Source organism: Bacillus fungorum (assembly GCF_002746455.1).
In the GTDB taxonomy this organism is placed as follows: Bacteria; Bacillota; Bacilli; order Bacillales; family Bacillaceae_G; genus Bacillus_A; species Bacillus_A fungorum.
Window position 1 is genome coordinate 379,166 of the sequence record NZ_NWUW01000001.1, and the last position, 24,480, is coordinate 403,645.

Here is a 24,480-nt window from a genome sequence, read left to right on the forward strand (position 1 = left end):
GCCATGGCTCAAATGACAATGATTCAAGCAATCACTGATGCTTTACGCGTTGAAATGAAAAATGATCCTAACGTACTTGTGTTTGGTGAAGACGTTGGTGTAAACGGCGGTGTATTCCGTGCTACTGAAGGTTTACAAGCTGAATTCGGTGAGGATCGTGTAATGGATACTCCACTTGCAGAGTCTGGTATTGGTGGACTTGCAGTTGGACTTGCATTAGAAGGATTCCGTCCAGTTCCAGAAATCCAATTCTTCGGTTTCGTATATGAAGTAATGGATTCAATTTCTGGTCAATTAGCTCGTATGCGTTACCGTTCTGGTGGACGTTGGACTGCTCCTGTAACAGTTCGTTCTCCATTCGGTGGCGGTGTTCATACTCCTGAACTACATGCTGATAGCTTAGAAGGATTAGTGGCTCAACAACCTGGTCTAAAAGTTGTTATTCCATCTACTCCATACGATGCAAAAGGTCTTTTAATTTCTGCGATTCGTGACAACGATCCAGTTATCTACTTAGAGCATATGAAATTGTACCGTTCATTCCGTCAAGATGTACCAGAAGGCGAATACACAATTGATTTAGGTAAAGCTGATATCAAACGTGAAGGTACAGATGTATCTGTTATCGCTTACGGTGCTATGGTTCACGCTGCATTAAAAGCTGCTGAAGAACTTGAAAAAGAAGGTATCTCTTTAGAGGTTGTTGACTTACGTACAGTTCAACCATTAGATATCGAAACAATCATCGCTTCTGTTGAAAAAACAGGCCGCGTAGTTGTAGTTCAAGAAGCACAAAAACAAGCTGGTATTGCAGCTAACGTTGTAGCGGAAATTAACGACCGTGCAATCTTAAACTTAGAAGCTCCAGTTGTACGTGTTGCAGCTGCTGATACAGTATTCCCATTCTCTCAAGCTGAGAGCGTATGGTTACCAAACCACAAAGATATTGTTGAAGCTGTTAACAAAGTAATGAACTTCTAATTTTTAGTTATTCATGTGCAAAAGAAATCAGCACATGCTGATTTCTTTTGCCATATTCCATAATAAAGAAATGAATCAGGGGGCTGAATTCCGTGGCATTTGAATTTAAACTACCAGATATCGGTGAAGGTATCCACGAAGGTGAAATCGTAAAATGGTTTATTAAACCAGGCGACGAAGTAAACGAAGATGACGTACTTCTTGAAGTACAAAATGATAAAGCAGTAGTAGAAATCCCTTCTCCTGTTAAAGGTAAAGTACTTGAAGTACTAGTAGAAGAAGGAACAGTTGCAATTGTAGGAGATACATTAATTAAATTTGATGCTCCTGGATACGAAAACCTTAAATTTAAAGGTGACGATCATGATGCAGCTCCAAAAGCAGAAGAAGCAGCAGAAGAAGCTCCAGCAGAGGAAGCTACTCCAGCAGCAACTGCAGAAGTAGTAAATGAGCGTGTAATCGCTATGCCATCTGTTCGTAAATATGCTCGTGAAAAAGGTGTAGACATTCATAAAGTAGCTGGTTCTGGCAAGAACGGTCGTATCGTAAAAGCTGACATCGATGCATTTGCAAATGGTGGACAAGCAGTAGCAGCAACTGAGGCTCCAGCAGCAGTAGAAGCTACTCCAGCAGCAGCGAAAGAAGAAGCACCAAAAGCACAACCAATCCCAGCTGGTGAATATCCAGAAACTCGTGAGAAAATGAGTGGTATCCGTAAAGCAATTGCGAAAGCAATGGTTAACTCTAAACACACAGCTCCTCACGTAACATTAATGGATGAAGTAGATGTAACAGAACTTGTTGCTCACCGTAAGAAGTTCAAAGCTGTTGCAGCTGACAAAGGTATTAAATTAACTTACCTTCCATACGTTGTTAAAGCTTTAACATCTGCATTACGTGAATACCCAATGTTAAACACTTCTTTAGACGATGCTTCTCAAGAAGTTGTTCATAAACATTACTTCAACATCGGTATCGCAGCTGATACAGACAAAGGTCTATTAGTACCAGTTGTTAAAGATACAGATCGCAAGTCTATCTTCACAATTTCTAACGAGATTAATGATCTTGCTGGTAAAGCACGTGAAGGTCGTTTAGCTCCTGCTGAAATGAAAGGCGCTTCTTGCACAATTACAAACATTGGTTCTGCAGGTGGACAATGGTTCACTCCAGTTATCAACCACCCAGAAGTAGCAATCCTTGGTATCGGCCGTATCGCTGAGAAGCCAGTTGTGAAAAACGGTGAGATCGTTGCAGCTCCAGTATTAGCATTATCTCTAAGCTTTGACCATCGTTTAATTGACGGCGCAACTGCTCAAAAAGCATTAAACCAAATTAAACGTCTATTGAATGACCCACAATTATTAGTAATGGAGGCGTAATAACAATGGTAGTAGGAGATTTCCCAATTGAATTAGATACAGTCGTTGTTGGTGCAGGTCCTGGTGGATACGTTGCGGCAATTCGTGCAGCACAATTAGGTCAAAAGGTAGCAATCATCGAAAAAGCTAACCTTGGTGGCGTATGCTTAAACGTTGGATGTATTCCTTCAAAAGCGTTAATCAATGCAGGTCATCGTTATGAGAATGCAATGCATTCTGATGACATGGGTATCACTGCAGAGAACGTAAAAGTTGACTTTACAAAAGTTCAAGAATGGAAAAACGGCGTAGTTAAGAAATTAACTGGCGGTGTTGAAGGCCTTCTTAAAGGTAACAAAGTTGAAATCATTCGCGGTGAAGCTTACTTCGTAGATGCTAACACATTACGCGTAATGACTGAAGATGCAGCTCAAACTTATACGTTTAAAAATGCTGTTCTTGCAACTGGTTCTACACCAATCGAAATTCCAGGATTCAAATACTCTAAACGTGTTATCAACTCTACAGGCGCTTTAAGCTTACCTGAAATTCCTAAAAAACTTGTTGTAATCGGCGGCGGTTACATCGGTATGGAATTAGGTACTGCATATGCTAACTTCGGTACAGAAGTTACTGTAGTAGAAGCTGGCGACGAAATCTTAGCTGGTTTCGAAAAAGCTATGAGCTCTGTTGTTAAACGTGCTCTACAGAAAAAAGGTAACGTAAATATCCATACAAAAGCTATGGCTAAAGGCGTTGAAGAAACAGAAACTGGCGTAAAAGTTAGCTTCGAAGTTAAAGGTGAAATCCAAACTGTAGAAGCAGATTACGTATTAGTAACTGTAGGTCGTCGTCCAAACACTCAAGAAATCGGTCTTGAGCAAGTTGGAGTTAAAATGACTGACCGCGGCATCATCGAAATCGATGAGCAATGTCGTACAAACGTACCAAACATCTATGCAATCGGTGATATCGTTCCTGGACCACCATTAGCTCACAAAGCTTCTTACGAAGGTAAAGTAGCTGTTGAAGCAATTAGTGGCCATGCGTCAGCTATCGATTACATCGGAATTCCTGCAGTATGCTTCACTGATCCAGAATTAGCATCTGTTGGTTACACTAAGAAACAAGCTGAAGAAGTTGGAATGACTGTAACTGTATCTAAGTTCCCATTCGCTGCTAACGGTCGTGCATTATCATTAAATAGCACTGACGGTTTCTTACAACTTGTAACACGTAAAGAAGATGGCCTTCTTGTAGGTGCTCAAGTTGCAGGTGCAGGCGCTTCTGATATTATTTCTGAGATTGGTTTAGCTATCGAAGCTGGAATGACAGCAGAAGATATCGCTCAAACAATCCACGCTCACCCAACATTAGGTGAAATCACAATGGAAGCAGCTGAAGTTGCTCTTGGAATGCCAATTCACATTGTAAAATAATTTAAGTAATGAAAATAGCCCATCTCTTATTTAAAGAGATGGGCTATTTTTTATCCTTTTCGGCAAGAAGACTCCATCTGATTTGTGTTACGGGTGAAGTCCAATAATTCAGGTGGAGATGAATTACCGCCAGAAGGTAGACCAAACACTTTTGTTTCATTCATAACAATTTTCCCGGGGCGAATATTTGTTTCTTGTTGTCTTACGATATAATCTGTCGTAGATAAGGAGGGAATAGATTGTAAGACAACGAAAGTGGATAATAATCATCATTCGGTTACTTGGGCCAAAAGGAATTACGATGGAGACCATGTTCACATTTTGCTCCGTTTCGTTCCAAATATTGATTTGTCAAAAGTGATTAACAATTACAAAATTATTTTAATGAACTCTCTAAGAAAGGTGGTGAAAACAATGGCTAGAAAGAAAGCAGTGAAAGTATTACGTAAACAAAAGAAAAAAGAAACCGTGCAACGATTCACTCAGAAACAGAATATCGGACGTGCTTGTTTTACTGCAAAAGAATTTCGCTTACTGCAGCGCATATCACATAGTTCAAAAGCGTTGCGAAAAGTTGGCTTGTACACCATGAAACAAAGTTATTTGAACTATAGTAAAATGGCTACTGTAAAAGAAGTGGACACTGCTATGCAAAACGATATGAATTACTCGGGCATTCAATCAAACTCTGTTCAAGCAATTCGTAGAGCCTTATTTACACAAGTGAAGAGCTTTTTTAAAGCATGGGAACAGTGGAAGAAAAAATCTGAAGCATTCACAGGTCGTCCTAAGTTTCCGAATTATTCTGGTTCAACTGACAAACGAATCATTGAAATCTATCAAGTTCCAAAAGTGGATGATAACGGGTATTGGATGATTCCAATGAATGTGGCATTCAGAAAAAAATTCGGTTCCATTAAAATACGTATGCCTAAAAACTTAAGGAATAAAAAAATCTCCTACATTGAGATTGTACCGAAGCAAAAAGGTCGGTTCTTTGAGGTGCATTACACATATGAAATGCACGTTTCTCAAATGAAGAAACAATCCACGACTATTAGTAATGCTTTGAGTTGCGATTTAGGTGTAGATAGATTATTAAGTTGCGTGACAAATACAGGTGATACATTCTTAATTGATGGGGAAAAATTAAAATCCATTAACCAATACTTCAACAAAATGATACGTAATCTACAACAGAAAAATATTGAAAATGGACTTTCAAAACGCGTTGTAACAAATAGAATGGCTGCACTTTGGCATAAACGAGAAAGACAAATAAATTGAATCGTTAGAACATATATGAATCCAAAAGCCATATATATGCTTTCGTATAATATGTAATTGATTCAAACTTAATCCCATATATTAATAAAATAGAGCATGTCAAAGGAGAAGGTTCCATGAGAATATTACATGTTATATTTTATCATTTTTTATTATGGAGTGGTTTTTCTGTTGTATTATCATTGTCAAATGGTGATAAGTTGCATTACAAAGTCATTCTATTTTTTGTATTTCTTTATTTAGCATATGTGATCGCATATTTTGTATTGCAAATTAGAAAGCAGGCATTATTCCTTACGTGTTCAAATTGCATACTTTTCTTAATTATATTTTCTATTTTTTAAATTAACGTTTATAGAAATACATTGTTCTTCCATTAAATAATTGTAACTCTCCTTCTAACTTCTTCGCTAGAAAACGGCAAAATTCATTTGCTTTCCCTTTATCACCAAATGTTGCATTAGGTGGCAAAGAAACCTGAATATAAGATTGTTCCTTTTCTATACCAACACCAACATAAATGGAGTCATATCGATCGTGAGTAGATTGTAGTTTTAATGTTGTTGCTGATGTATCTAAAATTTCATAAGGAAAAGCGGTATTTGTATAGGCGTAATTAATTTGAACACCAGTTTTGGAAGTAACTGTTTTATAATGATGAAAAAGTTGTTTTATATCATCTATTGAAACGGATTGTTGATTGGATTTAGGTACAAGCGTAATAAAGGCATGTTGCATATAAGTTCCCCCTAACGTAGTAGAATACTATCATTCTACATCCTACTGAATTTTTTGACAATTAAAAGGAGTATTCCTTTTTTTGTTTAATATACTAATGAAAGGTGATGTGGAAAGGTGGAAACCGATGTTTGAAAAATTGTATGATGAGCATGAAAGTGTGAAGGTACGATTTTTGGGGTTTATGACACATGATACTCGTTATGATTTTGGTGTTATTTATACAAATATGTTTTTTGGAAAGCCACTCATTGTTTGCATGCAAACAGGAAGATCTACTTTACTTGGACGAGATGATGTAGAGAATGTTCAATATTTGCAGGAAATTTTTAAGTTAGGATCAGAAGGCGAAGCAGCGGAGTTAGCTCAGTTTTTCTCATTTCTAGTTCCAACGACTTCTTTGCATGCGGAATATGAAGAATAATTAACAAAAAACAGTCGTACGTATAAATACGGCTGTTTTTTGTTTTGAATATCGCATACTAATTTAATTTAAAAATATTTAATGTGTTATACTGAAAACCTATTGACGTAAAAAGTATAACATATTAAAATGAAGACAGAAAGTTAAGCGGTTACAAAAAAGTTTTTGGGATTATAAACTTAGGGGGAAATGAAAAATGGGAACGATCGTATGTCAAGATTGTGAAGGTACAATTGCACACTTCGAGGATGAAAAAGTAACGGTACTTTACGGGAAATGTGGATCTTGCGGATGTGATCACACAGAGCATACAAAAGCCCAATAATGGATAGGAAATAGACAGCTAAAAGTTTTTAGGACCATAAACTTAGGGGGAAATGAAAAATGGGAACAATCGTATGCCAAGTATGTGAAGGAACAATTGGACATTTTGAGGATGAGAAAACGACAGTACTATACGGAAAATGTGGAACAAATTGTGACTGTGCTAGTAGAGATAATGCGAAAGCTTAATGATAAATAAGTAGATTACTATTAAAACTTAGGGGGAAATAAAAAATGGGAACAATCGTATGCCAAGTATGTGAAGGAACAATCGGACATTTTGAAGATGAAAAATCAACAGTACTATACGGAAAATGTGGATCTCATTGCGAATGTGATCATAAAGAACATACAAAAGCTTAAATAAGAAAAAGCGTCTACATATGTAGGCGCTTTTTTTAATAAATTGTAGTTGTATGGCCAACTGTTGCAACGATTGCATCATCTCTAATTGGAATAAACCCTATGGATGTCTGTGGAGTGCTAGGAGAAGCGTGGTGGCTCATGAGACGGCTATCAATACGGGTAATAGTATCGGTCAAGAAAGCTGAAATGAAAGCGTAAGGGACTCGTCGCTCATTTAACGCGTATATAATTTCCTCTTTTGTTTTTACACCTACGCCATGTCCGTAAAAAAAGAAATTTCCTAGATAGATTGTATTTTCTCCTTGCCACTCGATTGTAGCTGGATTTACTTGTGGATTTTTAAAATAAACGAGATCACCTGGGACAAGATCGCCACCTGTTTTTGTTATAAGCTTTAAATCTTGATCGTAGTCCCACGTATAAAGTAAAAGGTTTGCAAATAGACGATTGAAAGTTTCTGCATTGTACAATGATAGTAAAGCTTTGTAAAAAATAATGATCATAGCGGTGGCGCATTCAGTTCCATATAGTTTTCCATTTTTAAAAATATCTTGTATAGCAATGGAAGGGGGTATGTTTGGAAGGAGTTCGAATCCTCCACGTGACGTTCTTTTCCAATACTGTGGGTTACAAAAGGATTGTTGAAATGTACGAAACTGAAATCCACTTTGAAAAAGTTCTAATGCAGAAGTAATAATATTAACTCGTAAATTTAGATCAAAGCTGAGTTCATCAGCTGTTCGGAAGGAATAAACTTCTTGATTTCCTGCCATTATCGATAAAATTTGTTGTTTCTCAGATGCAAAGGGCTCATATTCATTTGTGATATAAGGATGTACAATAGAACGGCCTATTACAATCATAATAGTATCCCCACCTATACGTTACATTACTTAATATCGTATGAGGGAAAGGAAAAAGGGTGAAAGAAAAGCCTATCAACTGATAGGCTTGTACTCTTTAATCACACGTAATGTCTGTAATGTCATATCTTCAGGACCTTGTACAGGTAAACCTGCTTCTAAGTTTTTACGAATATACTCTAAGTTATCTTGTGTAATAATTTCCCCCGGAGTAAAGATTGGAATCCCTGGCGGATAAACCATAACGAAATCAGCTATAATACGACCTGCTGCATTTTCAAATGGAATGACTTCTGTTTCCGAATAAAAAGCATCTCGAGGAGAAAGTGCTAGCACTGGTATTTCTGGAATTTCTACTTGTATTCGAACACCTTTATCAGCTTTATTTCTAAATGTTGCTGATAAATCTTGTAATGCTGCAATAAGTGTATTTGTATCACTTTCTGTATCTCCAAAAGTGATAAGACATAGTATGTTGTATAAATCTGAGAGTTCTACTTCAATGTTATATTGCTCTCTAAGCCATACTTCAGCCTGATGGCCTGTAATACCTAAATCTTTTACAGATACAATTATCTTTGTAGGATCATAGTTAAAAGTAGCATCCGTACCTAGCATTTCTTTTCCAGGACAGTAAAGATGCTCAATATCATTTATAGCATCACGAACTTGTCCTGCTAATTGTATTGTTTGTTCTATGAGTGCCGTTCCTTCTGTAGCAAGACGTTTTCTAGCAACATCTAGGGATGCTAACAAGATGTAAGAAGTTGATGTAGTCGTCAGCATGCTAATAATAGATTGAACATGTTTTACGTTCACAAGACCTTCTTTCACATTAAGAATAGAACTTTGTGTTAAAGATCCACCTAATTTGTGAACACTTGTTGCTGCCATATCTGCACCGGCTTGCATCGCTGACATTGGCAGTTCATCGTGAAAATGAATATGGACACCATGAGCCTCGTCAACGAGTACAGGAATATCGTAAGAATGTGCTAATTGTACAATCTGTTCTAAGTCAGCAGCAAAGCCAAAGTATGTTGGGTTAATAACAAGTAAGCCTTTCGCATCTGAGTGCTCTTCAAGTGCTTTTTTGACAGATTGAATTGTAATTCCATGTGAAATACCGAGTTTTGGATCGATCTCAGGGTGCATAAAAATCGGTTTTGCACCTGAGAAGATAATAGCTGACATTACTGATTTATGCACGTTTCGTGGCACTAGGATTTTGTCACCAGGACCGCAAACGCTCATCACCATTGTCATTATTGCGCCACTTGTACCTTGAATGGAAAAAAAAGTATGATCTGCACCAAATGCAGCGGCTGCTAAATCTTGTGCTTCTTTAATCATACCTTTTGGATGATGTAAATCATCGAGCGGCGCAATATTAATTAAATCAATTGCTAATGCATTATGCCCAATAAATTCGCGAAATGTAGGATCCATGCCCTGTCCTTTTTTATGACCAGGAATATGGAATTGAATTGGATTTCGCTTACTGTGCTCAACTAAAGCGGTAAACAATGGTGTTTCGTATTGGGACAATCTATACACCCCTTCTTCTTCGTAATATTTAGTATTATTTGTTTTATATAATCCTGTTCTAAAAAAGTTAAGTCCTTTTTTAGGATGAGACTTGTTTTTCTGCCATTCACAAAATCGTTTTTGAGATGGTAGGTTCACTTTATTTTCTATAAAACAAAAGCATTATATCACCAATAATTATAGATGTATAGAAAAAATATTTTTACAGTGGATATGTTGAATGATTATTTCGAATTTATTTGCAGAGGAAGACAATTCCACCATAAGGAATAAATAGTGTATAATGCAAAGTGGCTATAATGAAGAAGAAAGACTCTCTTTAAGAGAACCTATTGAAATAAGAAGAAATGATAAATGAGGTGCAAAATGGAATATCAATATCCGTTAGATTACGATTGGTCAAATGAAGAAATGGTTGCAATTGTGAAGTTTTATGAAGCAATCGAGAAAGCATATGAAAAAGGAATTATAAGAGAAGAGTTAATGGGATTATACCGTCGTTTTAAAGAGATTGTTCCATCAAAAGCAGAAGAAAAGAAAATTGATAAAGAGTTTCAAGAAGTAAGTGGGTATTCTATATACCGTGCGATTCAAAGGGCTAAAGAAATTGAAGAACAAAAGCTCGTTAAAATGTAAAAAAATTTTGAAAAATAAAAACTGAAGTGATATAATGTGATAACAACTAAAAACGGACAATATAAATTGTCCGTTTTCTACTATCGATTACAAAGTGCATATAAAGGAAGGAGTGATTGCATCGTAGATTCAATCTTAGCAAGGAATTGTTCGTTGGTCATTGCTGAAAACTCCTCTGGTGATATATGAATACCAACTAATAATTCTGCTTTTTTCACAGTAGCTAGACGTTCAATCATCTTTTGTAAGTCTTCTGTTTCAAGTGTTTTATGTAATTTTACACTTGGTTTAGTATGGTCAATGGACCAAACGAAGTCATTTGGAATATTTGTTTTTAAATCATTTAAATGTTCTAAGAAGGCGTGAGCCGTCTCCACTTTTTGTGGACACTCATAGATTAAACCAAAGTATATGAAGGCATGAGTACCCCATAATCCAATTTGGAAATGTGGTAGCATTTTATATCCGCGTTTATTTGTTGAAAAAGCAACCCAAGTATCGTTTGGTGGATTGACTTTGCGACGTGCATGTTTTGCTACATGATAAAAAAAGTTTTCATCAGTTTGTTTGGATAAATACGCTGCAAACTGTTCCCCTAAAGCTTCTAGCTTAGGATGAATGTTCGTTTTAATTGCACTCATTCGTTCTTCGAGACCATCAACTGTAAAAACCTCAAAATCAGTTGATTTGAATGTTTGTAGTGTCATGATTGTTCCTCCAACTCCTATTTTGCTTTTATTTTAGCATAGCTTGTACTATTCATAAAAAAAACAGCACAAAAAAATTTAAATAAAAAAATATAATTTTGTTGCATAGATGATTTATCCAACATAGTATAGTATAAAACAAAAAATCAGAAAATTTAATCAATTATAGTCCGAGGGCAGACGAATATTGGGAGGAGGCAAATAATATGAGACAGGTGATTAATGCGTTAAAGAGAACAGATGCTGAAAAGAGAATACCGGTGCTACGTTTGGAGCTAGATTATGAATTAGCGACTTTATATGATGCGATGATGGAAAATGATAAACAGAAAAAAGAAGAGTGTGTACAAAAGTTAGAAGTGTTAAGACTTGAAATGATTCGTTTAGAAGCGTAATAATAGTATATGTATAAAAAATTAGTTGGTGCGAACCTTATAAAGGGTTCGTTTTTTCTGTGAACAGTATAGATCGGAGTGTTTAAACATGCAAGAAGTATGGAAAGACATCGATGCACATGCCAAACAGTGGATTCGAGATGCAGGAGAGCGTTTAATGGCATCAATGAAAAAAGCACTTATTATAGAAACGAAATCCAATGCAGCTGATTTAGTAACAAATATGGATCGAGAAATAGAGCAGTTTTTAATTGGGAAAATTAAAGAAACATTCCCGAAGCATAATATTTTAGGGGAAGAAGGTTACGGAGATGAGATAACTTCTTCTGCTGGGGTTGTTTGGTTAATTGATCCAATTGATGGCACGATGAACTTTGTTCATCAAAAAAGAAATTTTGCAATTTCAATTGGAATTTATGAGAACGGTATCGGAAAGATTGGACTTATTTATGATCCAGTTCATGATGAATTATATCATGCGCTAAAGGGGGCTGGAGCATTTTGTAATGAAGTACCAATACCTTTATTAGAAAAAGGGACTGTAGAGCAAGGTATTGTAGCTTTAAATGGGATATGGCTTACCGACAATCCATTGCTTAATATGGAAAGTATGATGGCGCTTGTTAAGAAAGCAAGGGGCACGAGATCATATGGCTGTGCAGCGTTAGAGATGGTATACGTTGCAACAGGAAGAATAGATGCATATGTAACGCCGAGATTATCACCATGGGATTTTGGCGGGGGACAGATAATAGTAGAGGAAGTTGGAGGTAAGGTGACAACATTCTCTGGAGCCCCACTTTCTATTATAGAAAAGAGTAGCGTATTGGTTGCAAAACCAGGTGTGTATGAAGAGGTGCTACAATTTATATCGGAGTAACAAAAAAAGTAAGAGGCTGTATACAGGCTTCTTACTTTTTGACGTTATTGCGATTTACGCATTTTTCTTTTTGTTACAAAACCGTATCCAACTGTAACAAATGTGCCGATAATGCAAATAATAATACCGATGGGACTGTTTTCAGCAATCATAATGCCGATACCGATTAAGAAAATAACACCGATAATTGCAGTTAATAAAAAGCGATATTGAATGTGTTCCATTTCTTCACCCTCCAATCTCATTTTACTTTCACAAAAGTAAGAATACAACTATATTTTCATTCTTGATTTTATTTTAATTGCTATTGTATCCCCTTCGCTCTTATAATAGAGAAGGATTAAAAAGACATTAGGAGTTGGACATGTTGAAAAAACGACAAGATTTACGTAATATAGCAATTATTGCCCACGTTGACCATGGTAAAACAACACTTGTTGACCAGTTATTACGTCAAGCGGGGACTTTCCGTGCGAACGAACACGTTGAAGAGCGCGCAATGGATTCAAATGATCTAGAAAGAGAACGCGGTATTACAATTTTAGCGAAAAATACTGCGATTCACTATGAAGATAAAAGAATTAACATTTTAGATACACCTGGTCACGCTGACTTCGGTGGAGAAGTAGAACGTATTATGAAAATGGTTGATGGCGTTTTACTTGTTGTTGATGCATATGAAGGTTGTATGCCACAAACACGATTTGTTTTAAAGAAAGCTCTTGAGCAAAACTTAACTCCAATCGTAGTTGTAAACAAAATTGACCGTGACTTCGCTCGTCCTGATGAAGTAGTTGATGAAGTAATCGACTTATTCATCGAACTTGGTGCAAACGAAGATCAATTAGAGTTCCCAGTTGTATTTGCATCAGCAATGAACGGAACAGCAAGCTTAGATTCAAACCCAGCAAATCAAGAAGAGAATATGAAATCATTATTTGATACAATTATTGAACATATTCCAGCACCAATTGATAACAGTGAAGAGCCACTTCAATTCCAAGTAGCACTTCTTGATTACAACGACTATGTTGGACGTATCGGAGTTGGACGCGTATTCCGCGGTACAATGAAGGTTGGACAACAAGTTGCTTTAATGAAAGTAGACGGAAGTGTGAAACAATTCCGCGTAACAAAATTATTCGGTTACATTGGATTAAAGCGTCAAGAAATTGAAGAAGCAAAAGCTGGAGATTTAGTAGCTGTTTCTGGTATGGAAGACATTAACGTTGGTGAAACGGTATGTCCGGTTGAGCATGAAGATGCGTTACCATTATTACGTATTGATGAGCCAACACTACAAATGACGTTCCTTGTAAATAACAGCCCATTTGCAGGTCGTGAAGGTAAGTACATTACATCTCGTAAAATTGAAGAGCGTCTTCGTTCACAATTAGAAACAGATGTAAGTTTACGTGTAGACAATACAGATTCTCCTGATGCATGGATCGTATCTGGACGTGGAGAGTTACATTTATCGATTTTAATCGAAAATATGCGTCGTGAAGGCTATGAACTACAAGTATCTAAGCCAGAAGTAATTATTAAAGAAGTTGATGGCGTAAGATGTGAGCCTGTAGAGCGTGTACAAATCGATGTACCTGAAGAATACACTGGTTCTATTATGGAATCTATGGGTGCGCGTAAAGGTGAAATGTTAGATATGGTGAATAACGGAAACGGTCAAGTTCGCCTTACTTTCATGGTTCCAGCACGTGGTTTAATTGGTTACACAACAGAATTCTTAACATTAACTCGTGGTTACGGTATTTTAAACCATACATTCGATTGCTACCAACCAGTACACGCTGGACAAGTTGGTGGACGTCGCCAAGGTGTTCTAGTTTCACTTGAAACAGGAAAAGCATCACAATACGGTATTATGCAAGTTGAAGACCGTGGTGTAATCTTCGTTGAACCAGGTACAGAAGTATATGCTGGTATGATCGTCGGAGAACACACTCGTGAGAATGACTTAACAGTTAACGTTGTGAAAATGAAACAACAAACTAACATTCGTTCTGCAACGAAAGATCAAACTTCAACAATGAAAAAACCACGCTTAATGACTTTAGAAGAGTCGTTAGAGTACTTAAACGATGACGAGTTCTGTGAAGTAACTCCAGAATCAATTCGTTTACGTAAAAAGATTCTTGATAAGAGCGAACGTGAAAGAGCTGCTAAGAAAAAGAAATCTGTAGAAGCGTAAAAAATAGAACAGCTACCTTAAATTAAGGTAGCTGTTTTTTTATGTTTATTTTTTAGAATATTTACTCTTTTTTAGTGGACAGTATTTTTTTCACGGGTTACTCTTGTATTAAGTACATAAAGAAATTTTGTTTTTTATGAGAAGGGGGGATAAATAGTGTTAGAAAGAATGTCTTTTTTTGCGAAATTATGTAAAGTTGATGAAAATCCAGAGCTAGGGATGTGGTTACTGTATGGCATCATTATAATATTAAGTGCACTTGTGTATAATTTAGGTTTTGCAAGAAAGCTATCCATAATAAAAAATATAGTGATATATATATCGTTAGCGATTGGATGTACAGTTTTAACTTTCTTTGCAGTTTTTTTACCTGTTGGAGAGGGACTTGTTGTAGCGACAATTGTGCTTGGGATTTATAGATTGCGATTACATCAAGCAAGACAACAAAAAGCAGGGTGAGGGGGCGAAGTTTTATGCGTTCAGTGCAAGATGCATTATATAATTGGTTAACAATTAAAACAGTTGCCGAAGCACGTCCAGATGATAATGCAGCAAAAGAAACGTATTTACTATTTCAAAATATGATATATGAAGAGCACAAATTAAAGAATGTGGAAGTTGAAAAGAACGAAGAAATGTATTTGATTTCATATGAAATGAATGGGGAACGAAAATCTGCACGGTTTCCATTAGAAGCTATTGATTGTTTCTTGGATCAAATGAATCGTGAACCTGAAAAATATAAATAAGTCCTTATCTATATGATTAAGGACTTATTTACATTTTACCAATCGTCTTCGACTTTTTTATCACGATATAGTCGGAAGTTACCACTTGCATGACGTTCTAGCGTACGTTCTGCAATTCGTTCCGAACATTCCATGCACATATATGTATGAATAGGGCGATTACGCAGTTTTTTTGCCGTAGGATTTTCATCATCTAACATATCTTTTTTATCACAAATCATACATTTGACTCTCATTTCGTCACCTCAATACGAATTCTATCAATATAAGTATATCATGGAAGTATAATGTTTTTGAATAATAGCGGGAAAAAATAATATTTTCGCAATTCAAAAAATAAGTTATGATAAGGATATATTAAGTATATTTGGAGGTGGAAATATGGCGAATGTAGTAGAGCCTACATTAACAGATGATTTAGTACAAATGTTACGTAAAGAGTGTATTGTTATGGTAGCAACAACAGATTTTGAAAAACAAGTTCCTAACGTAAGTGCTATTTCTTGGGTGTATGCAGTGAGTAAAACTAGTATTCGATTTGCGGTAGATCAACGTTCTCGTATTGTGGAAAATATACGGCATAGTACTGGGGTGGTATTGACTATAATGGCGAATGAATCCGTATTTTCCATAAGTGGTGCAGGCGAAATTTTGACTGATAGAATGGAAGGCATTCCTCTAAAATTAACTGTAATAGAAGTAAATGTACAAGAAGTACGTGATGTTATGTTTTATGGTGCAAAACTTGCAACTGAACCAACATATGAAAAAACATATGATCTTCGGGCAGCAAAAAAGCTCGATAACCAAGTGTTAGTAGGAATGAAAGAATTATAAATGCGATAAATAGGAAAGCCAGTTAGTAACTTTTGTAATTAGTTATTGTGATTTTATGTTAATAATTATAATTAAAAGTAATATATTGAATAGAAATGAATAAAAAATAAATAAAAGGTTTAATGGCTATACATTTCGATTCTACCTCGTTTATACGGTACATATAATTATAACAATGGTTCGTCCATATTTTCTGGATGAAACCCTTGTTCTACAAATTTAAAAGTGGAGTCAGGGGGTAACAGGTTGGATAAAATTTATGTGTTAGATACGAATGTACTTTTGCAGGATCCTTTATCTATTTTTTCATTTGAAACCAATGAAGTAGTGATTCCAGCAGTTGTATTAGAAGAGGTGGATTCGAAAAAACGTTATATGGATGAAGTAGGACGAAACGCTCGTTATGTATCTAAGTTAATAGACAAATTTCGTGAAATAGGAAAGCTGCATGAAAGTATTCCGCTAGAAAACGGCGGTACATTTCGTATTGAATTAAATCATCGTTCATTTGTTCAACTACAAGATATTTTTGTAGAAAAAACAAATGATAATCGAATTTTAGCTGTAGCAAAAAATCTATCTTTAGAAGAACAAGAAAAAGAGGACGGGAAGTCTGTTATTTTAGTAAGTAAAGACGTGCTCGTAAGGGTAAAAGCTGATGCGATTGGTTTGAAGGCGGAAGATTATTTAAGTGATCGTGTAATTGAAGTAGATAATATATATTCAGGATTTTTAGAAGGATATATATCAAAAGAGCAATTAGATTATTTTTATGAAAAAGGCGAATTGCCTTTATCCGAAATTGCAAATCATCCTTTTTATCCAAATCAATTTGTAGTAATGAAAGATGCATTAGGAGGATCTAGTTCAGCACTTGGCATTGTTGATCACTTAGGTAAGAAGGTAAAGAAACTTATTTTTCACAATGAACAAGTATGGGGAATACGACCACGAAATGTACAGCAAATTATGGGATTAGAATTGTTGCTTCGTGAAGATATTCCGCTAGTAACATTAACGGGGAAAGCTGGTACAGGAAAAACATTACTAGCTTTAGCTTCGGGGCTCATGCAAACGGAAGATTTAGGACTATATAAAAAACTACTCGTTGCAAGGCCAATTGTTCCAGTCGGAAAAGATATCGGTTATTTACCAGGAGAAAAAGAAGAAAAGTTAAGACCGTGGATGCAACCGATTTTTGATAATCTAGAGTATTTATTTAATACGAAAAAGCCAGGAGAGTTAGATGCTATTTTAGCTGGAATGGGTTCGATTGAAGTAGAGGCTCTTACTTATATACGCGGAAGAAGTATTCCAGATCAGTTCATTATAATTGACGAAGCACAAAATTTAACGAAGCATGAAGTGAAAACGATACTAACAAGGGTAGGAGAAAAAAGTAAAATCGTATTAATGGGCGATCCTCAGCAAATTGATCATCCGTATTTGGATGAGTATAATAACGGTTTAACATATGTTGTAGAGAAGTTCAAAGAACAACGTATTAGTGGTCATGTAAAATTTGTTAAAGGGGAGCGATCTAATTTAGCTCAACTAGCAGCAGATTTATTATAAAAGGAGTGAGCCGAGGCTCACTCCTTTTTCTTCCAAGTATACACTTTAAATCATTGTAAATTTACGGATGTTACGGATTGGATTTTGTCTATTAGATCCATCATTGTAATATAGATGAACAGGTCCATCCTCTTTTAATGGTTTTCCTTCTTTTGAAAAACCAAGAATAGCATTTTTGACAGTTTCTAATGGAAGCGTTATTGTATGGTCTACTGTTTCGATCTCGACTTGCGTAGCGTCCTCTAAAATTTCGGCGTTAGCAAGAAATGGATGAAATGGTATACCAAATGTCCCAGTAATCAGTTGTTCTTTTTTATATTTCTTTACACTTTGCTGTATTGGCGGGAAGGCAGCACCATCACGGATTTCACGATCCCAATGTTCTGAAGTGTTTTTTAAGTAAGCTTCTAGTTCAGACGTGTTTTCTCTCGTTTCATCAAAGTAAGTTGTCAAATCTACTTTTCGATCATCAAAGATCCAAACGGTTGGATCAATAGTGATTGGAAAACGAACTTTTCCATTAATAAATAAAATTTCGCTCATTGTGGTTCCCCCATTTGTGTTATACTCCCACTTTTCAGTATAATAGTATTAGACACGGTTGTCACAAAAAATGTTTCTATTGCAATTTATTAAAACTATCGCTAATATTAATAGATAGGAGAGAGTAGGACGGAAACGGAGGGAATCAATTTGGCGTCTGAGACAGTATCAAATCATCAGGAAAAGGCACTAGCCCTTCTACAAGCGGATGCGGAGAAGATTTTAAGACTTATTAAGGTGCAAATGGACCATCTTACAATGCCGCAATGTCCATTATATGAAGAAGTGTTAGACACGCAAATGTTTGGACTATCCCGCGAGGTCGATTTTGCAGTTCGCCTTGGTCTTATTGCAGAAGAACAAGGGAAGGCAATGTTAGGAGAGCTTGAACGTGAGTTATCTGCACTTCATGAAGCATTTACAAACAAACAACAATAACGGGTTCAAATAAGGGGGCTCAAACTGAAAAAGTTTGGGCTTTTTATTTGTATAATAAAGCAGGAAGAATCAATGTACATATGGAATACAACAATAATTAAATTGGAACAGAGAGAGGAAATGAAATGAAAAGAGTATGGAAATCAATGGATTATTCATTATTACTTCCTCTTGTTATCTTATGTGTGTTGGGAGTTATAATGGTATATAGTTCTAGTTCCATTGTCGCGATTTCATCGAAATATAACTGGCCAGCAGATTACTTTTTTAAAAAACAATTAGTTGCTCTTGCTATTGGAACGGTAATGCTTGTGATTGTCGTTATAATCCCTTACAAATTGTGGAGGAAAAAAATAGTTCTTACAGCAATGGGGTTAGGGAGTATCGGCTTACTAACAGCAGCTTTCCTTTTCGGTAAGGTAATCAATGGTGCAAAAGGGTGGATACTAGGTATACAACCAGCTGAGTTTGTAAAAATAGCAGTTATTATTACGCTAGCAAGTTTTTTTGCTAAGAAACAAGAGAGGCAAACCCCTTTTTTCCAAGGGATAATACCTCCCCTATTTGTTGTCGGTGGATCGATGGTATTAATTTTATTACAAAATGACTTAGGGACTGACATATTAATAGGTGGAACAGTGTTAATTATGTTCTTCTGTTCAGGAGTTAATGTTAACTTGTGGATAAAAAGATTTTTATTAACATCTGTCGTGTGGATTCCGGCGTTGTATTTTATCGGAAATTATAAATTAAGTGACTACCAAAAAGCTCGATTTTCAGTTTTTCTTGATCCATTTAGTGATCCGCAAAAGGATGGATTTCAATTAATAAATTCATTTATTGGAATTGCCTCAGGTGGGTTAAATGGTAGAGGATTAGGAAATAGTATACAAAAGTATGGCTACTTACCAGAGCCACAAACGGATTTTATTATGGCGATTATATCTGAAGAACTAGGTTTTGTAGGTGTAGCTATCATTTTAATCTGTTTATTACTTATTATTATTCGCTCGTTTAGAGTGGCACAAAAGTGTAAAGACCCATTTGGAAGTTTAATTGCGATTGGAATTGCAAGTTTAATTGGAATACAAACTTTTGTTAATGTTGGTGGTATGTCTGGATTAATACCGCTTACAGGAGTACCTTTACCGTTTATTAGTTATGGTGGTAGTTCCTTATTGGCTAATCTAATCGCGATGGGTATATTATTAAATATTGCTAGTCATGTAAAACGACAAGAGAAACAACAAAATGAGATAACGAAAGAAAGAGAGCAAGATGGACCACGTCTTGTAGTTGTAAAATAAAAAACACATTGTGCTTTAGAGCGCGATGTGTTTTTTATTTTAGAAAGGTTAAATATGATGTATTAATTGGCTGTGATAGCAAAAAATATATCACATTTAATTAAATGTGATATACAATTAAGTTGTTAGAAAAGGAATAGTTATGCTATACTATTTTTGTGAAACAAATTGATCAGAAAACTTATCATTTGTTAAAAAATAAGGTATGATGGATAAAAATAAAGTGAAGCTTTCTAAGTATAATATAATGTAGAAAGTGAAGAACTTCACGCTCTTTATGGTGTGTATATATTTTATCTCTAGAGTGGTAGGAAAGTAGAGGGGGAAAATCATGACAAAGCTGCAACGTATTCAAAAAGTATTGGTAGCTAACCGTGGAGAGATTGCAATTCGTGTGTTTCGAGCTTGTTCGGAACTTGGATTAAAAACAGTTGCAATCTATTCTAAAGAGGATAGTGGTTCTTATCATCGTTATAAAGCCGATGAGTCCTATTTAGTTGGGGAAGGGAAAAAGCCAATTGATGCTTATCTAGATATTGAGGGCATTATTGAGATTGCGAAAAGTAATCATGTAGATGCAATCCACCCTGGATATGGTTTCTTGTCAGAAAATATTCAATTCGCAAAACGTTGTGAAGAAGAAGGAATTATCTTTATCGGTCCAAAGAGTAAGCATTTAGATATGTTTGGAGATAAAGTGAAAGCAAGAACACAAGCGCAGCTAGCACAAATTCCAGTTATTCCTGGTAGTGATGGTCCAGTAGATTCAATAGAAGAAGTCGAAGAATTTGCTGAAAAGTATGATTACCCGATTATTATTAAAGCTTCCCTTGGCGGTGGCGGTCGTGGTATGCGTATTGTACGAACTAGTGAAGAATTAAGAGAATCGTATAATAGAGCAAAGTCAGAAGCAAAAGCAGCCTTTGGTAATGATGAAGTATACGTAGAAAAATTCGTTGAAAAACCTAAACATATAGAAGTTCAAATTTTAGCAGATGAAGAGGGCAATGTTGTTCATTTATACGAGCGAGACTGTTCTGTACAACGCCGCCATCAAAAAGTAGTAGAAATTGCACCTAGTGTGTCGCTTTCAGATGATTTGCGTCAGCGTATTTGTGATGCCGCTGTTAAGTTAACGAAAAATGTAAATTATTTAAACGCAGGAACAGTTGAATTCCTTGTAAAAGATGATAATTTCTATTTCATTGAAGTAAATCCACGTGTTCAAGTAGAACATACGATTACAGAAATGATTACAGGGGTAGATATCGTTCAATCACAAATTTTAATAGCTGATGGACATGCATTACATAGTAAAATGGTAGGCGTTCCGAAGCAAGAGGAAGTTGTTGTGCATGGATTTGCAATCCAATCTCGTGTAACGACTGAAGATCCACTAAATAATTTCATGCCGGATACAGGGAAAATTATGGCATACCGATCAGGTGGGGGCTTTGGAGTTCGTCTTGATACAGGTAATAGTTTCCAAGGCGCTGTTATTACACCGTACTATGATTCTTTACTTGTAAAAGTTACAACATGGGCGCTTACTTTTGAACAAGCTGCTGCAAAAATGGAACGTAACTTAAAAGAATTCCGTATTCGTGGTATTAAAACAAATATTCCATTCCTAGAGAATGTAGTAAAACATAAAAACTTCTTATCAGGGGAATATGATACTTCATTTATTGATGCGTCACCTGAACTATTCTTGTTCCCGAAACGTAAAGACCGCGGAACGAAAATGTTAAATTACATTGGGACAGTAACAGTAAATGGCTTCCCAGGAGTAGGGAAAAAAGAGAAACCAATTTTCCCAGATGCTCGTATACCGAATGTATTACATTCAGAGCCGATTCAAAATGGAACGAAACAAATTTTGGATGAGCGTGGAGCAGATGGATTAGTAAAATGGGTACAAGATCAAAAACGTGTACTTTTAACGGATACAACATTCCGTGATGCGCATCAGTCATTACTTGCGACGCGTATTCGTACAAAAGATTTGCATCAAATTGCAGAGCCGACAGTGAGAATGTTACCGAACTTATTCTCAGCGGAAATGTGGGGCGGTGCAACGTTTGATGTTGCATATCGTTTCTTAAAAGAAGATCCATGGGAACGATTACTAGATCTTCGTGAAAAAATGCCAAACGTTTTATTCCAAATGTTACTTCGTTCTTCAAACGCAGTTGGTTATAAAAACTATCCCGATAATTTAATTCAAAAGTTTGTGGAATGTTCTGCTCAAGCTGGAATTGATGTGTTCCGTATTTTTGATAGCTTAAACTGGGTAGAAGGTATGAGAGTTGCAATTGATGCTGTACGAGATACTGGTAAAATTGCAGAAGCAACTATGTGCTACACAGGAGATATTCATGATCCGTTACGTAGTAAATATGATTTGAATTACTATAAAAACTTAGCAAAAGAGTTAGAAGCATCAGGTGCTCACATTTTAGGCATTAAAGATATGGCTGGCTTACTAAAACCGAATGCAGCATATGATTTAGTTTCAGCATTAAAAGAGACGGTATCGATTCCGATTCACTTGCACACACATGATACGAGTGGGAATGGTATATTAACGTATACGAAAGCGATTGAAGCAGGTGTTGATATTGTCGATGTAGCAGTAAGCTCTATGGCTGGTCAAACGTCACAACCAAGTGCGAACACGCTATACTATGCGTTAGGTGGAAACGAAAGACAGCCAGACGTTAATATAGATTCATTAGAAAAACTATCTCATTACTGGGAAGATGTACGTAAATACTATGCACCGTTTGAAAGTGGTATGAATGCTCCTCATACAGAGGTATATATGCACGAAATGCCAGGCGGACAATATAGCAATTTACAACAACAAGCGAAAGCGGTTGGTTTAGGAGATCGCTTCGATGAAGTAAAAGTAATGTACCGACGTGTGAATGACATGTTTGGTGACATCGTTAAAGTAACGCCATCATCTAAAGTTGTAGGTGATATGGCATTATTTATGGTTCAAAATCACTTAACAGAACAAGATGTTTTAGAGCGTGGGCATGCTATGGACTTCCCAGGATCTGTTGTTGAAATGTTCTCAGGAGATTTAGGACAACCATATGGTGGTTTCCCGAAAAAGTTACAAGAAATTATTTTAAAAGGGAAAGAACCATTAACAGTAAGACCGGGTGAATTATTAGAGCCGATAGATTTTGACGCGTTAAAAGAAGAGCTATTCCATAAACTTGGACGCGAAGTGACGATTTTTGATGTCGTTGCATATGCATTATATCCAAAAGTATTTATGGATTATGAAAAAGTTGCTGAGCTTTATGGAAATGTATCTGTGCTTGATACACCGACATTCTTCTATGGCATGAGACTTGGTGAAGAAATCGATGTGGAAATTGAACAAGGTAAAACGTTGATGGTTAAACTAGTATCAATTGGAGAGCCTCAGTCAGATGGAAATCGTGTTCTTTACTTGGAGTTTAACGGTCAACCACGTGAGATTGTTGTGAAAGACGAAAGTGTGAAAGCGACAGTTGCACAACGCGTGAAAGGAAACCGTGAAAATCCAAACCACATTAGCGCAACAATGCCAGGAACGGTTATTAAAGTAGTTGTAAAAGAAGGCGATGAAGTGAAAAAAGGCGATTCTATGGCAATTACAGAAGCGATGAAAATGGAAACGACAGTTCAAGCACCGTTCAATGGTAAAGTGAAAAAAGTATATGTTAACGATGGAGATGCAATTCAAACGGGTGACTTACTCATTGAATTAGATCACTAAAATAGAAAAGAGCTGTGTAAATACAGCTCTTTTTCCTTATTGCCAAAAAAATCCCTTGCCAATTCGGTAAGGGATTTTCATTTATTTTGTTTGTTTAGAAGTGGATGCAGCTTCTTTTGCATTCACTTTACTTCTTGTACCTAACATAACTAAATAGCATAGTACAGCAAACAAGCAAGAAATGAATAGTGAATGCAATAATGCCATTGCTAAACTAGCATTTGTAAATACGACTAAAATTCCTACTATAGCTTGAAGTGTAACAAGGATAAATGAAATGATCCATCCCCAGTATACGACAGGCTGCTGCTTGTAATGGCGAATAGCGAGAATCATCGCGTATAATATCCAAGCGAAAATTAACATCGCTGCAACTCTATGTCCCATTTGAACCCATTCATGTAGTTGAGTTGGCATAGGTCTATTTTTGCTACATAAAGGAAAGTCTGGACAGGCTAAGCTAGCTCGTTCGTGACGTACTAAAGCCCCTGTGTAGACGACAATATAACTGTAAATTGTTACACCATAAATATGAAATTTCATTTTTTTGTCCATAATAAGTGAACGTGCATCAAATTTTTGGTCAATTTCAAAGATAAGACACGTTAATAAAATGACAGAAGCAAATGAAATTAAGGAAATACCGAAATGGATAGCAAGTACAGCTGGCATTTGCCCCCAGACAACCGCTGCGGCTCCCATTAATGCTTGTGCAACTAAAAATACGAAGGATAAAATTGCTAACGTTTTTGTTTCGCGCACATGTTTATAATATTTCCAGGACAAAATACAAAGGAGAGTGACAAGAATTCCTGCTGATCCTGATGTAAGGCGATGACTTAGTTCAATAATAGTTTCCATTGATAAATTAGATGGAACAAATTCACCGTTACAAAGTGGCCATGATTTACCGCACCCTTGGCCAGAACCTGTTTTTGTAACTAAGGCGCCTCCTAATAAAACTATTAATAAATCAAGACTCGTAATGACTGCTAACCATTTAATAAAGCGTTGCAATCTCTTTCACCATCTTTCTGCTATGAAGTTATTGCGAAATATTTTCATTCCATTATGTATAGAATAAAACGCGCTAGT

Annotated in this window: 27 protein-coding genes and 1 pseudogene; 20 read left to right on the forward strand and 8 right to left on the reverse strand. The window is 36.1% G+C overall.

All coding sequences use genetic code 11. The features are described from left to right. Positions 1-3: 3 nt before the first annotated feature. The 5 genes and pseudogenes from pdhB (at position 4) to CO726_RS02280 (ending at position 5,412) form a co-directional block, all read left to right on the forward strand. The gene (gene pdhB, locus CO726_RS02255; RefSeq protein WP_000068166.1) at positions 4-981 is read left to right on the forward strand and encodes a pyruvate dehydrogenase complex E1 component subunit beta; all 978 of its coding nucleotides are present in this window, start codon (positions 4-6) and stop codon (positions 979-981) included. Positions 982-1,073: 92 nt separating this feature from the next. After that, positions 1,074-2,363, forward strand: a complete 1,290-nt coding sequence (pdhC, locus tag CO726_RS02260) for a pyruvate dehydrogenase complex dihydrolipoyllysine-residue acetyltransferase (protein WP_099683169.1) — start codon at positions 1,074-1,076, stop codon at positions 2,361-2,363. A gap of 5 nt (positions 2,364-2,368) precedes the next feature. After that, on the forward strand, positions 2,369-3,781 hold the full coding sequence (gene lpdA / locus CO726_RS02265; RefSeq protein ID WP_099683170.1) for a dihydrolipoyl dehydrogenase: 1,413 nt from the start codon (positions 2,369-2,371) through the stop codon (positions 3,779-3,781). A 321-nt stretch (positions 3,782-4,102) separates the two neighbouring features. Further along, a pseudogene (locus tag CO726_RS02275) lies at positions 4,103-5,065 on the forward strand (transposase); the annotation flags it as partial. Between the two features lie 119 nt (positions 5,066-5,184). Next, positions 5,185-5,412 carry a hypothetical protein gene (locus CO726_RS02280; RefSeq protein ID WP_001221351.1) on the forward strand — a complete coding sequence of 76 codons (228 nt, stop codon included), beginning with the start codon at positions 5,185-5,187 and terminating at the stop codon, positions 5,410-5,412. Position 5,413: 1 nt separating this feature from the next. On the opposite strand, the gene CO726_RS02285 is transcribed toward CO726_RS02280, so the two are convergent. Then, positions 5,414-5,806: a DUF1885 family protein gene (locus CO726_RS02285; RefSeq protein ID WP_099683171.1), complete on the reverse strand. Its 393-nt coding sequence runs from the start codon at positions 5,804-5,806 to the stop codon at positions 5,414-5,416. 127 nt (positions 5,807-5,933) lie between these two features. On the opposite strand from CO726_RS02285, the gene CO726_RS02290 reads away from it, so the two are divergent. From CO726_RS02290 to CO726_RS02305, 4 genes are all read left to right on the forward strand, one after another. Next, positions 5,934-6,230, forward strand: a complete 297-nt coding sequence (locus CO726_RS02290) for a DUF3055 domain-containing protein (RefSeq protein ID WP_098758641.1) — start codon at positions 5,934-5,936, stop codon at positions 6,228-6,230. A gap of 196 nt (positions 6,231-6,426) precedes the next feature. Then, entirely contained in the window at positions 6,427-6,555 is a 129-nt protein-coding gene (locus CO726_RS02295; RefSeq protein ID WP_000536778.1) for a GapA-binding peptide SR1P, read from the forward strand. Positions 6,556-6,614: 59 nt separating this feature from the next. Beyond that, positions 6,615-6,743 carry a GapA-binding peptide SR1P gene (locus CO726_RS02300; RefSeq protein WP_000536805.1) on the forward strand — a complete coding sequence of 43 codons (129 nt, stop codon included), beginning with the start codon at positions 6,615-6,617 and terminating at the stop codon, positions 6,741-6,743. A gap of 45 nt (positions 6,744-6,788) precedes the next feature. Continuing rightward, positions 6,789-6,917: a GapA-binding peptide SR1P gene (locus CO726_RS02305; protein ID WP_000536796.1), complete on the forward strand. Its 129-nt coding sequence runs from the start codon at positions 6,789-6,791 to the stop codon at positions 6,915-6,917. Positions 6,918-6,952: 35 nt separating this feature from the next. Here CO726_RS02305 and CO726_RS02310 read toward each other — a convergent pair whose 3' ends face one another. Then, the gene (locus CO726_RS02310; protein WP_098758644.1) at positions 6,953-7,783 is read right to left on the reverse strand and encodes a protein-glutamine gamma-glutamyltransferase; all 831 of its coding nucleotides are present in this window, start codon (positions 7,781-7,783) and stop codon (positions 6,953-6,955) included. A 75-nt stretch (positions 7,784-7,858) separates the two neighbouring features. Beyond that, positions 7,859-9,331, reverse strand: a complete 1,473-nt coding sequence (gene speA, locus CO726_RS02315) for an arginine decarboxylase (RefSeq protein WP_220389083.1) — start codon at positions 9,329-9,331, stop codon at positions 7,859-7,861. A 366-nt stretch (positions 9,332-9,697) separates the two neighbouring features. Here speA and CO726_RS02320 point away from each other — a divergent pair, with 366 nt between their 5' ends. Further along, a complete protein-coding gene (locus CO726_RS02320) occupies positions 9,698-9,967 on the forward strand; it encodes a UPF0223 family protein (protein WP_063223155.1) in 270 nt (89 codons plus the stop codon). An 80-nt stretch (positions 9,968-10,047) separates the two neighbouring features. Here the strand turns inward: CO726_RS02320 and CO726_RS02325 are convergent, their stop codons facing one another. Then, complete coding sequence (locus tag CO726_RS02325; protein WP_000175083.1) at positions 10,048-10,674, reverse strand: YktB family protein; 627 nt, start codon at positions 10,672-10,674, stop codon at positions 10,048-10,050. A 206-nt stretch (positions 10,675-10,880) separates the two neighbouring features. On the opposite strand from CO726_RS02325, the gene CO726_RS02330 reads away from it, so the two are divergent. Both CO726_RS02330 and CO726_RS02335 read left to right on the forward strand, forming a co-directional pair. After that, a complete protein-coding gene (locus CO726_RS02330) occupies positions 10,881-11,069 on the forward strand; it encodes a hypothetical protein (RefSeq protein ID WP_001250168.1) in 189 nt (62 codons plus the stop codon). A gap of 88 nt (positions 11,070-11,157) precedes the next feature. Further along, positions 11,158-11,949: an inositol monophosphatase family protein gene (locus tag CO726_RS02335; RefSeq protein WP_098758647.1), complete on the forward strand. Its 792-nt coding sequence runs from the start codon at positions 11,158-11,160 to the stop codon at positions 11,947-11,949. A 44-nt stretch (positions 11,950-11,993) separates the two neighbouring features. Here CO726_RS02335 and CO726_RS02340 read toward each other — a convergent pair whose 3' ends face one another. Next, a complete protein-coding gene (locus CO726_RS02340; protein WP_000400127.1) occupies positions 11,994-12,173 on the reverse strand; it encodes a DUF5325 family protein in 180 nt (59 codons plus the stop codon). Positions 12,174-12,313: 140 nt separating this feature from the next. Between CO726_RS02340 and typA the strand changes: the two genes are divergently transcribed. The 3 genes from typA (at position 12,314) to CO726_RS02355 (ending at position 14,907) form a co-directional block, all read left to right on the forward strand. Next, complete coding sequence (typA, locus tag CO726_RS02345; protein ID WP_000914759.1) at positions 12,314-14,158, forward strand: translational GTPase TypA; 1,845 nt, start codon at positions 12,314-12,316, stop codon at positions 14,156-14,158. Positions 14,159-14,314: 156 nt separating this feature from the next. Further along, positions 14,315-14,617: a YlaH-like family protein gene (locus CO726_RS02350; protein ID WP_098758648.1), complete on the forward strand. Its 303-nt coding sequence runs from the start codon at positions 14,315-14,317 to the stop codon at positions 14,615-14,617. Between the two features lie 14 nt (positions 14,618-14,631). After that, the gene (locus CO726_RS02355; protein WP_098667494.1) at positions 14,632-14,907 is read left to right on the forward strand and encodes a hypothetical protein; all 276 of its coding nucleotides are present in this window, start codon (positions 14,632-14,634) and stop codon (positions 14,905-14,907) included. Between the two features lie 35 nt (positions 14,908-14,942). Here CO726_RS02355 and CO726_RS02360 read toward each other — a convergent pair whose 3' ends face one another. After that, complete coding sequence (locus tag CO726_RS02360) at positions 14,943-15,143, reverse strand: YlaI family protein (RefSeq protein WP_097846076.1); 201 nt, start codon at positions 15,141-15,143, stop codon at positions 14,943-14,945. A 145-nt stretch (positions 15,144-15,288) separates the two neighbouring features. Here CO726_RS02360 and CO726_RS02365 point away from each other — a divergent pair, with 145 nt between their 5' ends. Together CO726_RS02365 and CO726_RS02370 are read left to right on the forward strand one after the other, a co-directional pair. Then, positions 15,289-15,744: a pyridoxamine 5'-phosphate oxidase family protein gene (locus CO726_RS02365; protein WP_098758649.1), complete on the forward strand. Its 456-nt coding sequence runs from the start codon at positions 15,289-15,291 to the stop codon at positions 15,742-15,744. 246 nt (positions 15,745-15,990) lie between these two features. Then, positions 15,991-17,319: a PhoH family protein gene (locus tag CO726_RS02370; RefSeq protein ID WP_000358079.1), complete on the forward strand. Its 1,329-nt coding sequence runs from the start codon at positions 15,991-15,993 to the stop codon at positions 17,317-17,319. Between the two features lie 45 nt (positions 17,320-17,364). Here the strand turns inward: CO726_RS02370 and CO726_RS02375 are convergent, their stop codons facing one another. Beyond that, on the reverse strand, positions 17,365-17,862 hold the full coding sequence (locus CO726_RS02375) for a molybdopterin-binding protein (RefSeq protein ID WP_099683174.1): 498 nt from the start codon (positions 17,860-17,862) through the stop codon (positions 17,365-17,367). A 150-nt stretch (positions 17,863-18,012) separates the two neighbouring features. Here CO726_RS02375 and CO726_RS02380 point away from each other — a divergent pair, with 150 nt between their 5' ends. The 3 genes from CO726_RS02380 (at position 18,013) to pyc (ending at position 23,385) form a co-directional block, all read left to right on the forward strand. Next, on the forward strand, positions 18,013-18,300 hold the full coding sequence (locus tag CO726_RS02380; protein WP_000135695.1) for an Fpa/YlaN family protein: 288 nt from the start codon (positions 18,013-18,015) through the stop codon (positions 18,298-18,300). Between the two features lie 125 nt (positions 18,301-18,425). Continuing rightward, positions 18,426-19,607: a putative lipid II flippase FtsW gene (ftsW, locus tag CO726_RS02385; protein ID WP_099683175.1), complete on the forward strand. Its 1,182-nt coding sequence runs from the start codon at positions 18,426-18,428 to the stop codon at positions 19,605-19,607. Positions 19,608-19,938: 331 nt separating this feature from the next. Next, entirely contained in the window at positions 19,939-23,385 is a 3,447-nt protein-coding gene (gene pyc / locus CO726_RS02395) for a pyruvate carboxylase (protein ID WP_099683176.1), read from the forward strand. 81 nt (positions 23,386-23,466) lie between these two features. Here pyc and ctaA read toward each other — a convergent pair whose 3' ends face one another. Then, complete coding sequence (gene ctaA, locus CO726_RS02400; RefSeq protein ID WP_098758203.1) at positions 23,467-24,402, reverse strand: heme A synthase; 936 nt, start codon at positions 24,400-24,402, stop codon at positions 23,467-23,469. Positions 24,403-24,480: the final 78 nt, after the last annotated feature.

Bases quoted from the DNA above. Each gene is read 5' to 3' on its own strand.
- pdhB (WP_000068166.1), top strand. From the start codon at position 4: ATGGCTCAAATGACAATGATTCAAGCAATCACTGATGCTTTACGCGTT.
- lpdA (WP_099683170.1), top strand. From the start codon at position 2,369: ATGGTAGTAGGAGATTTCCCAATTGAATTAGATACAGTCGTTGTTGGT.
- CO726_RS02280 (WP_001221351.1), top strand. From the start codon at position 5,185: ATGAGAATATTACATGTTATATTTTATCATTTTTTATTATGGAGTGGT.
- CO726_RS02285 (WP_099683171.1), bottom strand. From the start codon at position 5,806: ATGCAACATGCCTTTATTACGCTTGTACCTAAATCCAATCAACAATCC.
- CO726_RS02290 (WP_098758641.1), top strand. From the start codon at position 5,934: ATGTTTGAAAAATTGTATGATGAGCATGAAAGTGTGAAGGTACGATTT.
- CO726_RS02295 (WP_000536778.1), top strand. From the start codon at position 6,427: ATGGGAACGATCGTATGTCAAGATTGTGAAGGTACAATTGCACACTTC.
- CO726_RS02300 (WP_000536805.1), top strand. From the start codon at position 6,615: ATGGGAACAATCGTATGCCAAGTATGTGAAGGAACAATTGGACATTTT.
- CO726_RS02305 (WP_000536796.1), top strand. From the start codon at position 6,789: ATGGGAACAATCGTATGCCAAGTATGTGAAGGAACAATCGGACATTTT.
- CO726_RS02310 (WP_098758644.1), bottom strand. From the start codon at position 7,783: ATGATTGTAATAGGCCGTTCTATTGTACATCCTTATATCACAAATGAA.
- CO726_RS02320 (WP_063223155.1), top strand. From the start codon at position 9,698: ATGGAATATCAATATCCGTTAGATTACGATTGGTCAAATGAAGAAATG.
- CO726_RS02325 (WP_000175083.1), bottom strand. From the start codon at position 10,674: ATGACACTACAAACATTCAAATCAACTGATTTTGAGGTTTTTACAGTT.
- CO726_RS02330 (WP_001250168.1), top strand. From the start codon at position 10,881: ATGAGACAGGTGATTAATGCGTTAAAGAGAACAGATGCTGAAAAGAGA.
- CO726_RS02335 (WP_098758647.1), top strand. From the start codon at position 11,158: ATGCAAGAAGTATGGAAAGACATCGATGCACATGCCAAACAGTGGATT.
- CO726_RS02340 (WP_000400127.1), bottom strand. From the start codon at position 12,173: ATGGAACACATTCAATATCGCTTTTTATTAACTGCAATTATCGGTGTT.
- typA (WP_000914759.1), top strand. From the start codon at position 12,314: ATGTTGAAAAAACGACAAGATTTACGTAATATAGCAATTATTGCCCAC.
- CO726_RS02355 (WP_098667494.1), top strand. From the start codon at position 14,632: ATGCGTTCAGTGCAAGATGCATTATATAATTGGTTAACAATTAAAACA.
- CO726_RS02360 (WP_097846076.1), bottom strand. From the start codon at position 15,143: ATGAGAGTCAAATGTATGATTTGTGATAAAAAAGATATGTTAGATGAT.
- CO726_RS02365 (WP_098758649.1), top strand. From the start codon at position 15,289: ATGGCGAATGTAGTAGAGCCTACATTAACAGATGATTTAGTACAAATG.
- CO726_RS02375 (WP_099683174.1), bottom strand. From the start codon at position 17,862: ATGAGCGAAATTTTATTTATTAATGGAAAAGTTCGTTTTCCAATCACT.
- ftsW (WP_099683175.1), top strand. From the start codon at position 18,426: ATGAAAAGAGTATGGAAATCAATGGATTATTCATTATTACTTCCTCTT.
- pyc (WP_099683176.1), top strand. From the start codon at position 19,939: ATGACAAAGCTGCAACGTATTCAAAAAGTATTGGTAGCTAACCGTGGA.